This window comes from Sphingomonas sp. DMC6 (assembly GCF_056314225.1).
Window position 1 is genome coordinate 79,257 of the sequence record NZ_JBQUYT010000010.1, and the last position, 13,676, is coordinate 92,932.

The following is a 13,676-nucleotide window of genomic DNA, read 5'->3' on the forward strand; positions in this document are numbered from 1 at the left end:
ATTCTCCCCCGAACGAAAGTGCTACCGCCGAATTGTGACAAAATATGCAGTAAAATCGCAGATTAGCCTTCTAATTCCGGCCGATTTGGCAGCATCTCGTAACAACGCATCCAGCATTAAAGGCGCAAGCGGGTGCACTGCGGCCTCGCTCCACAATGGCCTCATCCTGGAAGCGACCACAACAACTTGCTGCGCGGTAACGCACCCCGGCGCCTGCGGGGCGGGTTGCAAAAGCCCGCATCGGAAGGCGGCCGGCCAGGGGATTTCACCGCTGCCGTCCGGCCGCTACACCGGCCCGGTGCCACTCGCCCTGCCCGCAACAGCCCCGGAAATCGCGCTCGCCGCCGATGCCGAGACGCGCTGGGTGCCCTTCACGCGCGGCGCCGGCAACCAGATCATTTTCACCGCCGAACTGAACGGGCACAGCGTCGCCGCGATGCTCGACACCGGCATCAGCCACAGCCTGATAACCGCCGCACTGGCGCGCCGGGCCGGGCTCCGCAGCGCGCGCGGCACCGGCCAGGCGCAGGCGGTGGGCGGCGCCCTGTCGCTCCGCTGGGCCAGCGCGGACAGGCTGCGGATCGGCGCGCTCGCCGCCGGCCACGCCCGGCTGGCAGTCTCCGCCGCCGCAGACCCCGATCGTTTCGGCGCGGACCTGTTCGTCGGCAGCGATCTGCTCGCCTGCTGCGCACTCGACATCGATTATCCGGCCGGACGTTTCCGCCTGCTGCCCAGCGGCCGCCTGCCCTTTGCCGGCATCGCCGTGCCGCTGTCGCAGGGCGCCGCAGGCCTGCCCGCCGTCCGCGCCCGCCTCAACGGGCGGACCATCGGCCCCCTGCTGGTCGACACCGGCGACGGCGCCGCGCTGACGCTCAGCCAGCCGTCCTGGCAGGCGGCAGGCTATGCCGGTGCGACGATCACCACCACGCTCGGCTGGGGCATGGGCGGTGCAGTCGTGACCGAAACCGCGATCGTGCCCGGCTTCGCACTGGGCAGCGCCGCGCCGCCCGAAACCGAGGTCCGCATCGAGCCTGCGGGCAGCTTCGGCGAACGCACCGGCTGGGCAGGCCGCATCGGCAGCGGCTGGATGACCCGATACCGCGTGCTGATCGATCCCGCCGCGGGCCGGATGGTGCTGATGCCGGGACCGGACAGCGCCGCCGCCGTGCTGCGCTCCACCAGCGGCCTGCTGCTCGGCTATGCGAGCGACCGGCTGGAGGTGCTGCACGTGATGCGCGGCTCGCCGGCGGCCGAGGCAGGCTGGCAAGCGGGCGAGACGATCTGCGCGGAGAATGGCGTGGCCGTGGCCCGCGAAGCGCCCGGTGCGACCGCCGGCTGGGTCGCCGGACCGCCGGGGATGCGGGTGATGCTCACCCTATGCGGCGGAACCGAGCGCGCGCTGGTGCTGCGGCGGTTCTATTAGGGGCGGAGGCGCTGCGTGGTGCTTGTCTAGGTCCGCTTGCGACCACATCACGGCATTCGGCTTGGCTCACCATAACGGCCGGCGCCAACAGGAGCCGCCGTTCAAGTCTCCTGATCCTGCCGGCCAGCGAATCACGACGCTCGCTTGGAACCGAGCACCCTTGATACCCGCACCTAATCAAGATCGCTTCGCGCCGAACGCCAGCAGCCAGAGAGCCAGCGCAGCCTCCCCGATCAGCGTCGGGTCCATAAGGTGCGGAGAGAGCATATGGGCGAAAGCAGGCGCCGCCAGGTCCGCGACGCTGTTGAGGATGTAGCAAACGCCGGCCAGCGCCATGAGCGCACCAATAACTTTCGGAAGGAAGTTGCTGCGCCATGCCAGCCAGCCCAGCATCAAGCAGTAGATGCCGAAGAATACTAGGCTTAGGTCGTACCCGTCGCCATGCACCTTGAGCGCGAGCAGCGCCACCGCTTCGCGCTGTGGCTCGCCCAGCGCCGAGAGGTAGGGCGTTGTCGCTAGCAGCCGCAACGGGGCAAGCAGCAGCAGCGAATCGGCCGCCAGCGCGGCGATACCGATCAAGCTGAATGCGGCCGCCATTCGCGACACGCCGGCATGGACGGGCCGGAACAGATCGAAGAACAGCGTCGTCACCCCGACATAGCAGGCCAGCATCGCGACATCGGCAACAAGCCCGGCTCGGAACAGCACCTCATTCGCAACAAGTGCGCGCGTCGTGGCTGCAGCATCGCTGCCGACGATCAGCGAGCCGCGCGAACCCAGCTCGGCGAACAGGCCGAAGACGATCGTGCCGAGATAAAGCGCGCCTGCGAGACGTGCGCCCCGCGATGGAGGATTATCGTCAACCACGACGGGCTTCTCGCGGCCAGCGAACCGCAACGACGGTGATCGTTAGCGTCAGCGTCATCTCGATTGCCGCCAAGACTTTGTAGAACGGCTCCGATCCCGGAACGCTGACCGCCATGATCGCGGTGTAGAAGAGGCCCAGGACGATGCAGGCCCACCGGCAGACCGAGGCTGGCAACAGCAGCGACAGCGCGACCATCAGGCTCGGCACCGCCATCAGCAGCGACACGCCTATGAGAACGCCGGCGGTTGCATGGCCGAGCGGCCCCATGCTGCCGTGATTCATGGCTGCCAGCGTGCCGGCGACGTAGAGGCCGAAATAGTCGCCGTAGATGTAACAGAACATCGTGGACGCCCACAGCGCCGCGAGCTTAACTTTTGCTGGCGCTCGATAATTTTCTAATTCCATAGAGCCCCCACTAACTGTGTTGACTAGATAACACAGTCGCGGCACTGCCGCAATGACATGGGCGACCCGCTTGCCCGCTACTCGATCGCTTCCAAGACGGCAGCCATCTGCCGCGCCCCCCAAGCCTAACCGACTGTTGGGCATCACAGCCGCGCGTCTGGCGTTGAAAAGCGATCAATGTGGCACGACCGCTTCCGGCGGAACCCGCCAGCTCCACGGGTCGATAGGAATGGCAGATTTGTCCCAAACTCGGCCGACGCGATCCACATAAAGCCCCCCTCACGCCCCCGCATGTATCGCCAGACTCGCCAGCACGATCGCTGCGAACAGTGCCGCCATCTGGATCGTCATCCACGGCACCACGCCCACCCGGTCCATGTCGCGCCTGCGACGGCGGCGATATTCGCCTGCGCCGCTGATCGCCGCAACCAGCAGCGCGGTCGCCGCGGCGCCCCAATATTGTAGTTGCATCCTGTCCTGACTTCTCCAATCACTGGCGCGCATATCGGGAGCCCAAGCCAATGCGCCAGACCCTTGTGATTCTTGCGGTGGCGAGCACCGCCGTTGCCGTTGCCAGCGTTGCCGCGCGCCAGCCGGCGACGCCGCGCCAGTCGATCGAAGCCGCAGTGGCAACGCCCACCCGCACCCTGGCAAATGTCGCCCGCGACCAATATCGCCACCCGGTCGAAACCCTCAGCTTTTTCGGCGTGAAGCCGGGCAACACGGTGGTCGAAATCTGGCCCGCCGGCGGCTGGTACACCGAAATCCTCGCACCGCTAACGCTGGGCAAGGGCACGCTCTACGCCGCCGTTCCCGCCAATGGCGCTAAAGGGATCGAGGCCCTGAAGGCGAAGAACCCGGCGCTCTATGGCCCGATCCGCATCGCCAGCTTCCCCGCCGCTGCCGGCCAGCCCAAGGTGCCCGATGGCACGGCGGATGTCGTGCTCACCTTCCGCAACGTCCATAACTGGCGGATGGGCTATCTGCAGAACGGGCAAGATTATTCGGCCGAGGCGTTCCGCCAGATGTTCGCGATGCTCAAAAAGGGCGGCGTGCTGGGCATCGAGGATCACCGCCTGCCCGAAAAGGCGAGCGACGAGCGCGAGACGAAGAGCGGCTATATCAAGGTGTCGACGGTGCGGCGCCTGGCCGAGGCGGCTGGCTTCAAGTTCGTCGGCGCCTCGGAAGTCAACGCCAACCCGGCCGACACCGCCGACTGGCCCGGCGGCGTATGGACGCTGCCGCCCACCTATGCGCTGAAAGACCAGGACCGCGCCAAATACGCCGCGATCGGCGAAAGCGACCGGATGACGCTGAAATTCCGCAAGCCCTGACCGGGCGCTACCCGGACGAAGACAATCGCACCTGTCTCTCTCGCTCCCCTCCCTGCAAGGGAGGGGCCGGGGGTGGGTGCGCGCGTCTGCGCGCCTGAAGACTTTCGCCCTTGCTGATAGCGAGTCCCGCCGCCTGATGGCGGCGGACCCACCCCTGCCCCTCCCTTGCAGGGAGGGGAAGTACATAGCTGAGAGCGGCTAACCACCCCTCCCCGCGCAGCTTACTGCGCCAGCTTCTCGATCTTTTCCTGCAACCGGGCGAGTTCCGCCTTCAGCGCCGACACATCATCCGCGCCCGATTCGCTCTGTGCAGGCGCGGGTGCGGGTGCGGGGGCGCCGCCGGTGGGCTTGAACGCGCTGGCGGCTGCCTCGAACATCTCCATGTTGCGCTTGGCGATTTCGGCGAAAGGCGAATTGGCGAAGGCGCCTTCGACCGCCGACTTGAACTGTTCCTGGTTGCGGCGAAAGCTTTCCATCGACGCTTCGAGATAGCCTGGCACCATCGCCTGCATCGAATCGCCATAGAGCGCGATGAGCTGGCGGAGGAAATTGACCGGCAGCATCGTCTGGCCGCGCGCTTCCTCTTCCATGATGATCTGGGTGAGGACGTTATGGGTGATGTCCTCCTCGGTCTTGGCATCGACGACCTTGAAGTCGCGGCCTTCGCGCGTCATCGCGGCGAGATGGTCGAGCGTGATGTAAGAGGAAGTTTCCGTGTTGTAGAGGCGGCGGTTCGCATATTTCTTGATGATGACCGGCCCGCTTCCTGATGCAGCTTTCTTCATGGGAACCTCGCGCGTGACAGATGCTCACCTAACAACAGTTTCTGCCGCGTCGCAACACGGGCCGCGCCCCCTGCCGCTATTTCTGCAGCTTTTGCGCAGCGAAACTGCAGCATCGCCCGAACGACGCGCTGCGGCACTTGCCGGCCTTGCCGCCTATCAGCAGGCGCCGCGCCCTGCCCCGCGCCCCGAACGGCCGGTGATCGCCCGCGCCGGTCGCGCGGTGCTGCGCGACTATGGCGGCCATGGGCAGCCGGTCGTGTTCGTGCCTTCGCTCATCAACCCGCCGCTGGTGCTCGATCTGGCACGCGGCAATTCGCTGCTGCGCTGGCTGGCGCGGCAGGGCGTGCGGCCGATGCTGGTCGACTGGGGCAGCCCCGCGCCGGGCGAACGCGCGCTCGACATTACCGGCCATGTCGAAGGGCTGCTGCTGCCGCTGCTCCGCCAGTTGCGCCGGCCGCCGTTGCTGGCCGGCTATTGCCTGGGCGGCACCATGGCGATTGCGGCAGCACAGGCGATGCCGGTCGCCGGGCTGGTGACGATCGCGGCGCCCTGGCATTTTTCCGGCTATGGCGCGGCGCTGGAGGGCATGTCGGCGCTGTGGGACCAGGCGCACCCCACTTGCGAAGCGCTGGGGCTGGTGCCGATGGAAGTGCTGCAGGCGGGCTTCTGGCAGCTCGATCCGCGCCGCACCATCCTGAAATATGAACGATTCGGCCGGTTGCGCCGGCGCGATCCGGAAGCGCGCGCCTTTGTGGTGCTGGAGGACTGGGCCAATGGCGGCGCGCCGCTGACCTATGCCGCGGGGCAGCAACTGTTCGACGATTTCCTGTCGGCCGATCTGCCCGGTCGCGGACGCTGGCAGGTGGCGGGTGCGCCGATTGTGCCGGAACGGTTGCAGATGCCGGCGCTGTCGCTCGTTTCGACCAGCGACCGCATCGTCCCCGCCGCGAGCGCCGCGCGACTGGGCGAGGTGCGCGAGCTGGCGCTGGGCCATGTCGGCATGATCGTGGGCAGCCGCGCACGTCGCACGGTCTGGGAGCCACTGGCGGGCTGGTTAACCGCGCTTCCCCGCACTAGATAGCCGCCAAACACACTCGCAGGAGAATTCCATGATCGAAGTCGTGATCACCGCCGCCAAGCGCACCCCGGTGGGCAGCTTTCTCGGCGCCTTTGCCGCCACCCCCGCGCACGAGCTGGGGCGCATCGCGATTGAGGCGGCGCTGGCCGAGGCGGGCGTGAAGGGCGAGGAAGTCTCCGAAGTCATCCTCGGTCAGGTGCTCACCGCGGCGCAGGGGCAGAACCCCGCCCGCCAGGCGTCGATGAACGCCGGGGTGCCGAAGGAAGTGCCGGCGTGGAGCGTGCAGCAGGTCTGCGGCTCGGGCCTGCGCGCGGTAGCGCTCGGCTTCCAGTCGATCCGCAACGGCGATGCGTCGATCATCGTTGCCGGCGGGCAGGAATCGATGTCGATGAGCCCGCACGCCCAGTCGCTGCGCCCCGGCACCAAGATGGGCGACCTGAGCCTCGTTGACACGATGATCAAGGACGGCCTGACCGACGTGTTCAACGGCTATCACATGGGCATCACCGCCGAAAATCTCGCCGAGCAGTATCAGGTGACGCGCGCCGACCAGGATGCGTTCGCGGTGCGCTCGCAGAATCTGGCCGAAAAGGCGCGTGCCGAGGGCCGCTTCAAGGACGAGATCGCGCCGGTGACGATCAAGACCCGCAAGGGCGAAACGGTGATCGCCGATGACGAATATATTCGCGCGGGTGCGACGGTGGAGGGCGTGTCGGGGCTCAAGCCGGCGTTCAAGAAGGACGGCACCGTCACCGCCGCCAATGCCTCGGGCCTGAACGACGGCGCGGCGGCGCTGGTGCTGATGAGCCGGGAGGAAGCCGAAAGGCGCGGCGCGCCGATCCTGGCGACGATCCGGAGCTGGGCGAGCGCTGGCGTCGACCCGTCGATCATGGGCATCGGTCCGGTCCCCGCGAGCCGCAAGGCGCTGGAGAAGGCCGGCTGGACCATCGCCGATCTCGACCTGATCGAAGCCAACGAAGCGTTCGCCGCACAGGCACTCTCGGTCGGCAAGGAACTGGGCTGGGACGCCGACAAGGTGAATGTGAACGGCGGCGCCATCGCCATCGGCCACCCGATCGGCGCCTCGGGCGCGCGCATCCTGACCACACTGGTCCACGAAATGCAGAAGCGTGACGTTAAGACGGGTCTCGCCACGCTATGCATAGGCGGCGGCATGGGCATCGCCATGTGCGTCGAGCGCGGGTGATGCTGACCGCGCTGTAAAAGAGCAGGACGCCAGAGTAATCCGCAGGCATTCTGCACCAGGGCAAAGAGAAGGGGTCGCAGGTGATGCCTGCGACCCCTTTTATTTTAGCGCTTCAGATCAAAAGTTGACCCTCGCACCTACGGTGAAACGCCGACCCAAATAGTCGTTGATCAACGTGGTAGGATAATAACCGTAATATTCCTGACCAATACGGTTGAACAGGTTTGTTACAGAAAAAGTGAGGCGGTATGAATCGCCAACTTTTATGAATGCAGAGCCATTCACCGTCGCATAGGAATTAATGACATTGAATTCCCGCAGATCGGTTGACAGACCGGTACGCGCCGCAATCTGTCTGCCGACGATATTGATGGAGGTGCTGAGCCCCCACACAGCATTTGAATAGCGCAGATTCACTTGACCCTGCCACTTGGGATCCCCAAACGTGCCGTCGGTACGGACCGGTGCGACGCCGGTGACGTCGATCAGGCGACGGCGCACGTAAAGGCTAACGACATCAGCCTCGAACGTGCCCCCGATTCCCAGACTGCGAAGCGAGGTCTGGTAGTTCAAAGTCGCCTGAATACCCGAGAAGAAGATTCTCTTCCCGTTGACATATCCATAGTTGACGCCCGGATTTGCAGGATCGTTGACGACCTGACCACCACGATCGCCGCCGTTCGCCGCTGTCCCACCCTGCCCGGTCTCATAACGACGGATCAGCGAGCAGAAGCTGTTGCCGCGCGCCGGATCGGCCGTATTGAATTGGGCATTGTCGAAGCAACCCTGAACAATCTGCGAGACGGTCAGGCTCTGGATCGGGTTGGCAATGCGGATGTCAATATAGTCAGCCGACATCGAAAGCCCGGGCACAAAACGCGGCTGAAACAGAACGCCGTACGTGAAGCTCCGCGCGACTTCGTTTTCCAGCCCCGGGTTACCGCCGCTCCGCGAAGGAACGGTCGCCGCAGCTGCATCTAGCGGCGTCGCATTCGGGTACTTGGCCAGAAACGCCGTGCAGTTGCGCTTGCGGATGTCGGGCACCGGGCCGCCATTGATGTTCCCCGGCGAACAGATATCCGTCACCGAAGAAAATGCGTTGGAAATCGGCAGAAACAGTTCAGTGATTGCCGGTGCACGGAACGACTTCGTATAATTACCGCGGAACGTGATGTCGCGAACCGGCGAGTAGAATCCTCCTGCAGACCAGGCAAAGAAACTGCCATTCACCGAATTGTCGACATAGCGGCCGCTGCCCGTCAGGGTCAACTGATTGATAAAGGGAACGTGGTTATCTGCTGAGATGAACGGCAAAGCGATTTCGCCGAAACCTTCATTGAGTGTGTAATGACCGGAAACCGGCGAAATCGCCACCGAACGGCCGAGTCCCTGCTGTTGGAAACTGCTGGGCGTGAATGCACCGGACTCGCGGCGATGTTCAAAGCCAAGATTGAATGCGGTGTCGTTGCCGAACAGCGAAAACGGCGAGCCACCTACGTTGGCATTGAAAACCTGCTGCTCAAGCACGCTGCGCGTCAGGTTGTTGGCAATAACATAGGCGCGCGCAGCAGGCGTCGAAACGCCACTACCCAGCAGATTGAGCGGGACGCAATTCGGATCAGCAACCGGCGTGCCACCCGGTGCTGCCTGATAGGCGGGAGTTGCAGTGCAAACGATCCTGCCGTTGCCATCAGTCGTGACGTTCACGGCATTAATGAAATTCTGCGCGTTTAGATCCTGACCATAATCGTGGATGACATTCCGGCCATAGTTGAACGAAACTTCGTAACGGAATTTGCGCTTGCCGATATCGAAATCACCGCGAGCACCAACAACGCCGCGCCAGAGATTGGTGATGTTGTAGCCCGTCAGGTCCGCAAGATCGTCCGATGCGCGCGACACCTGGAAGCTGGTGATACCCAGCGCCTGAAGTTGCCCACGCGCCTGCGCAGTCAGAAACGGGCTGTCGGAACGGAACGTCAGTGCTCCGCTCGACCCACCAAACAGGTTGCTATTAAAGGTGGGCTGCTGCACCAGTTCGTCGGCGCGCGAGCGGAAATATTCCCCTTCCGCAAAGAGCTTGAGCGAATCCGACACGTCGAAATGCGCGAATGCGTTATAGATATCGCGGCTCAGATCGCTGGTGATCTGCGAATAGTCGTTGAAGCGGAAACCGTCGCCGCCGCTGGCATAGATACTCGGGAAGATGATACCCTTGTTGAAAGGGACCAGGTTTCCCTGCGCGTTGAACTGCCAGTTCCGCACCGCAGCACTATTTCCGGTCGCAGCTGTAATCACACCGCCACGATTCAGATAATAAATCGTTTCGTTGAGAATTTGGATCGTGCCGGGAAAGCCGTCCGTCGTAGAATTGTTATAACCGAAGTTGGTGTTAACGCGCCCGTCGTTCAGGCTGGTGATGCCAGATGCGGCGGTACGTCCGAGTGCCAGAGCCTGGGCGTCAGTCGGGTTGGTAGCGCCACCGAGGTTCTTTCGTAGGAAGTCACGCGCATTATACAATACGCCGTCCTGCTTGTCGTGCTGATAAGCGAGCGTGATGTTGAGGCGGCCCTCCAGAAAGTCCTTGCCACCCAAAAAGCTGTAGCTGTGATTGCCACCATCGCCTTCTTGCGTGACACCTGCGGTCAGGTTCGCGCGCAGGCCATTGAACCGGTCGCGCAGAATCACGTTGACCGTGCCAGAAATTGCATCCGAACCATAGGTGGGGGCGCCACCAATACCGATCTGATCGATCCGATCGACCAGAAGCGAGTTGATGACGTTGAGGTCGACCTGCGTACCAGCCGACCCCTGGTTGAACTGCGTGTTGACGTTCGACGTGACGAAACGACGCCCGTTTACAAGCGTGAGGGTCCGGTTTGAGCCGTTGTTGAACAGGTTTACGAAGTTGACCCCTTGGCCAAATGATCCCTGCGCCCCTGCCGGCGTGACGCTGCCACGGATCGTGGGCAGTTCGTTCAAGGCGTCGGCAATGTTGTTCAGGCCACGGTCCTGAAGGTACTGCGCATTCGTCGAAATGGTCGGCTGCAGCGACCGGAGATTCGGAAGTGTGAGGCGCGTACCGGTAACGACTACTTCGCCGTCCTGGTTGACCGGTGCCTCTTCCGCCGACGCTTGCTGCTGATCCGCCGTTTGCTTGGTTTCAGCGCTTTGCGCCCATACGGCCGTTGGCACCACCCCGACAACGATCGCAAGCGCAGAAGCGCAGCCCAAGAATGACAATCTCATTGGATTCCCCTTTTTTAGTAAAGAGGAACTTATGAGGAAGGCCTGAGGTCCAGAAAAGGATCAGACGCGAAACCAGAAACATTTTCCGAAAAATGTTGCATAATTGCAACAAAATTGCGAACGTGAAATATTTCACAACATCCCGTCACCCCCAAACCCGGTCGAACCGCGCCCCTAACCCGGTCAGCAGTTCGTACTGCGACATGCCGCTGATCGCCGCCATTTCGGGCAAATCATAGCCGATGGCCACCCAGTCGCCCTCGACAAGCCCCGGCGCGGCGTCGACGCAGATCGCCGTCAGGTCCATCGAGACGCGTCCCACCAGCGGCAGTACCGCAGCACCGGCCCGCGCCCGTCCCCGGTTCGAGAAGCAGCGCAGATAGCCATCGGCATAGCCGAGGTTGAGGATCGCCACTTCCATATCGCGCGGCGCGGTATAGGTGGCGTTGTAGCCGATCGTGTCCCCAGCGGCGACGCGGCGGCGCTGGAGGATCTGCGCCTCGGGCGTCACCACCTGGCGGATGCCCGCCAGCGCGGCGCAGGGCCGCCCGCCGTAAAGGGCGATGCCCGGCCGGGTGAGGTCGAACCGATAGTCCGGCCCCAGCGCGATGCCGCCCGAATTGGCCAGGCTCATCCGCCGCGCGCCCGTCCGCCCCGCAAGCGCCGCGAACGCGTCGCGCTGGCGGGCGTTGAGCGGCACATCCTCTTCCGAAGCGACGAGGTGGCTGAGCAGCGTCTCGATCGCCAGCCCGTCGAGGAGCCCCTCGGCCACCTGCTGCGGCGATACGCCCAGCCGGTTCATGCCGGTATCGACCATCACGTCGCAGACGCCGCCGCCGGCCTCGCGCCAGCGCCGCACCTGTTCGGCACTCGCCAGCACGGGACGGGCATGTGCCGGCCGGTCGGCCATGTCCTCGGCGCGCACGCCGTGGAGCACCGAGACGGTCACGCCCAGATCCGCCAGTGCCCGCGCCTCTGCCCAGCAGGCGACGAAAAAGTCGCGACAACCCGCCTCGGCCAGCCGCGAGACCACGCCGCGCGCGCCCAGCCCATAGCCATTGGCCTTCACCGCCGCGCCGCAGGCAGCCGGGCCGCTCAACCGGGCAAGCAGCTTCCAGTTGGCGACCAGTGCGGCACCGTCGAGGCGCAGGCGAAGGGGAGAGTCCGTCATCCCCGCCGGTTAGCGCCCCCGGCTGCCCGGCGCCACCGTCTCGCGCAATCCGAACAGCGTAACCAGCAGCGCGATCGCCACGACGACGAAAGTGTACCACAGCCCGGCGGTGGGGTTGCCGGTCCGCGCCACCATATACTGGCTGATAAAGGGCAGGAATCCGCCGAAATAGCCGGTGCCGACATGATAGGGGATCGACATCGACGAATAGCGGATGCGTGAGGGGAACATCTCGCTGAGCAGCGCCGCCACCGGGCCATAGGTGGCGCCCGACAGCGCCATCAGCACCACCATGCCGAGCAGGATCATTGCGATATTCACCGGCCCGGGCACGACCTTGTCGAACCGGTAGCCGGCATCCTTCAGCGCCGCGTCCAGCGAAGCGGGGTCGGACTGCGGCACCACCTGCCCGCCGACGGTGACATAGACGGTGGGCGATTTCTCGGTCTTGTAGCGGATGCCGCGCTTCGAGAGATGATCGAGCAGGCGCCCGCATTCGTCGAGTTGCTTCGTGCTGAACGGGTCATAGGCGCAATGCGGCCCCGCCACGACCACCGGCTCGCGCAGCGACATCTTGGCGAGCCCCGGATTGGCGGCGCTGCCGATCACCCAGAAACAGGGGAATAGGAACAGCAGCGTGAGCGCATAGCCTATCACGATCGGCGGCTTGCGCCCGAACCGGTCCGAAATCGCCCCGAACAGGACGAAAAAGCCCATGCCGATCACCGCGCCGGCGGCTGTAATCAGCTGCGCCGCCGTCTGGTCCATCTGCATCGGCCCGGACAGGAACGACAGCACCGAGAACATCGCCGTATACCACACCACGGTGAGCCCGGCGGCGATGCCGAACAGCGCCACAAACAGCCGGCGCTTGTTGCCCGGATAGGTGAAGCTTTCGACGAAAGGATTGCCCGCCGTCTCCCCCGCTTCCTTGATCGCGCGGAACACCGGGCTTTCGGACAGCTTCAGACGCATCCACAGCGACACCGCGAGCAACAGCAGCGAAAACAGGAAGGGCAGCCGCCAGCCCCAGGCATCCCATACCGATGCGAAGCCCAGCTTGAACAGCAGCACCACCGCCAGGCTGAGCACGAAGCCGCCGACCACGCTCGCCTGGATGAAGCTGGTGTGGAAACCGGCGCGGCCGCCGGGTGAATGCTCGGCGACATAGATTGCCGCGCCGCCATATTCGCCACCCAGCGCCATCCCCTGCAGCACCCGCAGCGACAGGATCAGGATCGGCGCGGTGATCCCGATCTGGGCATAGCCGGGGATCAGGCCGATGCCCGCCGTCGCCACGCCCATCAGCGTGATGGTGACGAGGAAGGTATATTTCCGCCCCATCCGGTCGCCCAGATAGCCGAACAGGATCGCCCCCAGCGGCCGGAAGCCGAAACCGATCGCGAAGGTGGCCCAGGAGAGCAAGGTCGCCAGCGTCTCGTTGCCCGAGGGGAAGAAGGTGCGGCCCAGAATGCCGGTGGCGGTCAGCGTGCCCCAGATGAAGAAATCATACCATTCGAAGATCGTCCCCAGCGACGACGCGCCGATCACCAGCCGCATCTCTGCCGCACAGGGCTCCTGAACCGATTCCGTCATGCGTGCCTCACTCCCCGTTGGACCGCGTTCTACAGTTTTTGCGCGGGCCGTCGAGCGGCTGCGAAGGCGCCGGGGCGCGGCGGTTGCGGGTGGCTAAGTTTAGGAAGTTTAGGCTCGCGACATGTTTTTCAGGGCGGCGCGGAAGCGCGACAGCCCGCGTTTTGCAGCGCGTGCGCGCGCCGTCGAGCGGCCGCGAAGGCCCCGGGGCACAGCGGCAGCGGGTGGCTAAGTTTAGGAAGTTTAGGCTCGCGCGGCGATTTCGGTTGCAGATGCCTGGGCGAAGCGGGCGCGCGGCAGAGAGAGCACCCGGGAACGCAAAAGCATCGTTGCAGATATCCATGATCGGTCGCTCCCGGGCCGGCAAACGAAAGATCGGAACATACTCAGAACAAGGGGTGTAGGAAAGGGGTTGGCGGGAGGTAAATTGGATACTGTCCCTTGATTTCCTGTCCCTATATTTCCTGCCTATATTTCCCCCTGTCCCTAGGGTCAGGACCCATTGATGTGAGAGGCGCGATGTGATTCAGGCTCCGCAAGGAGACCGAATGTGAGCGACCTGT

11 protein-coding genes are annotated in these 13,676 nt (G+C 64.2%); 4 read left to right on the forward strand and 7 right to left on the reverse strand.

Annotated elements, in window-relative coordinates:
• The first annotated feature begins 298 nt into the window (after window positions 1-298).
• Window positions 299-1,423, forward strand: a complete 1,125-nt coding sequence (locus ACT53M_RS17940) for an aspartyl protease family protein (protein WP_476235123.1) — start codon at window positions 299-301, stop codon at window positions 1,421-1,423.
• A 177-nt stretch (window positions 1,424-1,600) separates the two neighbouring features.
• Here the strand turns inward: ACT53M_RS17940 and ACT53M_RS17945 are convergent, their stop codons facing one another.
• The 3 genes from ACT53M_RS17945 to ACT53M_RS17955 form a co-directional block, all read right to left on the reverse strand.
• Complete coding sequence (locus tag ACT53M_RS17945; RefSeq protein ID WP_476235124.1) at window positions 1,601-2,320, reverse strand: DUF4386 domain-containing protein; 720 nt, start codon at window positions 2,318-2,320, stop codon at window positions 1,601-1,603.
• The gene (locus ACT53M_RS17950; RefSeq protein ID WP_476235125.1) at window positions 2,283-2,633 is read right to left on the reverse strand and encodes a DUF6326 family protein; all 351 of its coding nucleotides are present in this window, start codon (window positions 2,631-2,633) and stop codon (window positions 2,283-2,285) included. The genes ACT53M_RS17945 and ACT53M_RS17950 overlap by 38 nt, the downstream gene beginning before the upstream one ends.
• A 342-nt stretch (window positions 2,634-2,975) precedes the next feature.
• Window positions 2,976-3,167, reverse strand: coding sequence for a hypothetical protein (locus tag ACT53M_RS17955; protein ID WP_476235126.1), 192 nt, complete (start codon window positions 3,165-3,167; stop codon window positions 2,976-2,978).
• A 50-nt stretch (window positions 3,168-3,217) separates the two neighbouring features.
• Here ACT53M_RS17955 and ACT53M_RS17960 point away from each other — a divergent pair, with 50 nt between their 5' ends.
• Window positions 3,218-4,030: a class I SAM-dependent methyltransferase gene (locus tag ACT53M_RS17960; protein WP_476235127.1), complete on the forward strand. Its 813-nt coding sequence runs from the start codon at window positions 3,218-3,220 to the stop codon at window positions 4,028-4,030.
• Between the two features lie 221 nt (window positions 4,031-4,251).
• On the opposite strand, the gene phaR is transcribed toward ACT53M_RS17960, so the two are convergent.
• A complete protein-coding gene (gene phaR / locus ACT53M_RS17965) occupies window positions 4,252-4,815 on the reverse strand; it encodes a polyhydroxyalkanoate synthesis repressor PhaR (RefSeq protein ID WP_476235129.1) in 564 nt (187 codons plus the stop codon).
• A gap of 70 nt (window positions 4,816-4,885) precedes the next feature.
• Between phaR and ACT53M_RS17970 the strand changes: the two genes are divergently transcribed.
• Window positions 4,886-5,896 (forward strand): alpha/beta hydrolase, encoded by a 1,011-nt coding sequence (locus tag ACT53M_RS17970; protein WP_476235140.1) that lies wholly within the window; start codon window positions 4,886-4,888, stop codon window positions 5,894-5,896.
• Between the two features lie 28 nt (window positions 5,897-5,924).
• Window positions 5,925-7,100, forward strand: a complete 1,176-nt coding sequence (locus tag ACT53M_RS17975) for an acetyl-CoA C-acetyltransferase (RefSeq protein WP_476235131.1) — start codon at window positions 5,925-5,927, stop codon at window positions 7,098-7,100.
• A 117-nt stretch (window positions 7,101-7,217) separates the two neighbouring features.
• On the opposite strand, the gene ACT53M_RS17980 is transcribed toward ACT53M_RS17975, so the two are convergent.
• The 3 genes from ACT53M_RS17980 to ACT53M_RS17990 form a co-directional block, all read right to left on the reverse strand.
• Window positions 7,218-10,349: a TonB-dependent receptor domain-containing protein gene (locus tag ACT53M_RS17980; RefSeq protein WP_476235133.1), complete on the reverse strand. Its 3,132-nt coding sequence runs from the start codon at window positions 10,347-10,349 to the stop codon at window positions 7,218-7,220.
• Window positions 10,350-10,494: 145 nt separating this feature from the next.
• Window positions 10,495-11,520, reverse strand: coding sequence for an alanine racemase (locus ACT53M_RS17985; RefSeq protein WP_476235135.1), 1,026 nt, complete (start codon window positions 11,518-11,520; stop codon window positions 10,495-10,497).
• Between the two features lie 9 nt (window positions 11,521-11,529).
• Window positions 11,530-13,116 (reverse strand): MFS transporter, encoded by a 1,587-nt coding sequence (locus tag ACT53M_RS17990; RefSeq protein ID WP_476235137.1) that lies wholly within the window; start codon window positions 13,114-13,116, stop codon window positions 11,530-11,532.
• Between the last annotated feature and the right edge of the window lie 560 nt (window positions 13,117-13,676).

Excerpts from the sequence above, each read along its gene's own strand:
- ACT53M_RS17975 (WP_476235131.1), top strand. The coding sequence starts at position 5,925 with ATGATCGAAGTCGTGATCACCGCCGCCAAGCGCACCCCGGTGGGCAGC.
- ACT53M_RS17985 (WP_476235135.1), bottom strand. The coding sequence starts at position 11,520 with ATGACGGACTCTCCCCTTCGCCTGCGCCTCGACGGTGCCGCACTGGTC.
- ACT53M_RS17955 (WP_476235126.1), bottom strand. The coding sequence starts at position 3,167 with ATGCAACTACAATATTGGGGCGCCGCGGCGACCGCGCTGCTGGTTGCG.
- ACT53M_RS17990 (WP_476235137.1), bottom strand. The coding sequence starts at position 13,116 with ATGACGGAATCGGTTCAGGAGCCCTGTGCGGCAGAGATGCGGCTGGTG.
- phaR (WP_476235129.1), bottom strand. The coding sequence starts at position 4,815 with ATGAAGAAAGCTGCATCAGGAAGCGGGCCGGTCATCATCAAGAAATAT.
- ACT53M_RS17950 (WP_476235125.1), bottom strand. The coding sequence starts at position 2,633 with ATGTTCTGTTACATCTACGGCGACTATTTCGGCCTCTACGTCGCCGGC.
- ACT53M_RS17960 (WP_476235127.1), top strand. The coding sequence starts at position 3,218 with ATGCGCCAGACCCTTGTGATTCTTGCGGTGGCGAGCACCGCCGTTGCC.
- ACT53M_RS17980 (WP_476235133.1), bottom strand. The coding sequence starts at position 10,349 with ATGAGATTGTCATTCTTGGGCTGCGCTTCTGCGCTTGCGATCGTTGTC.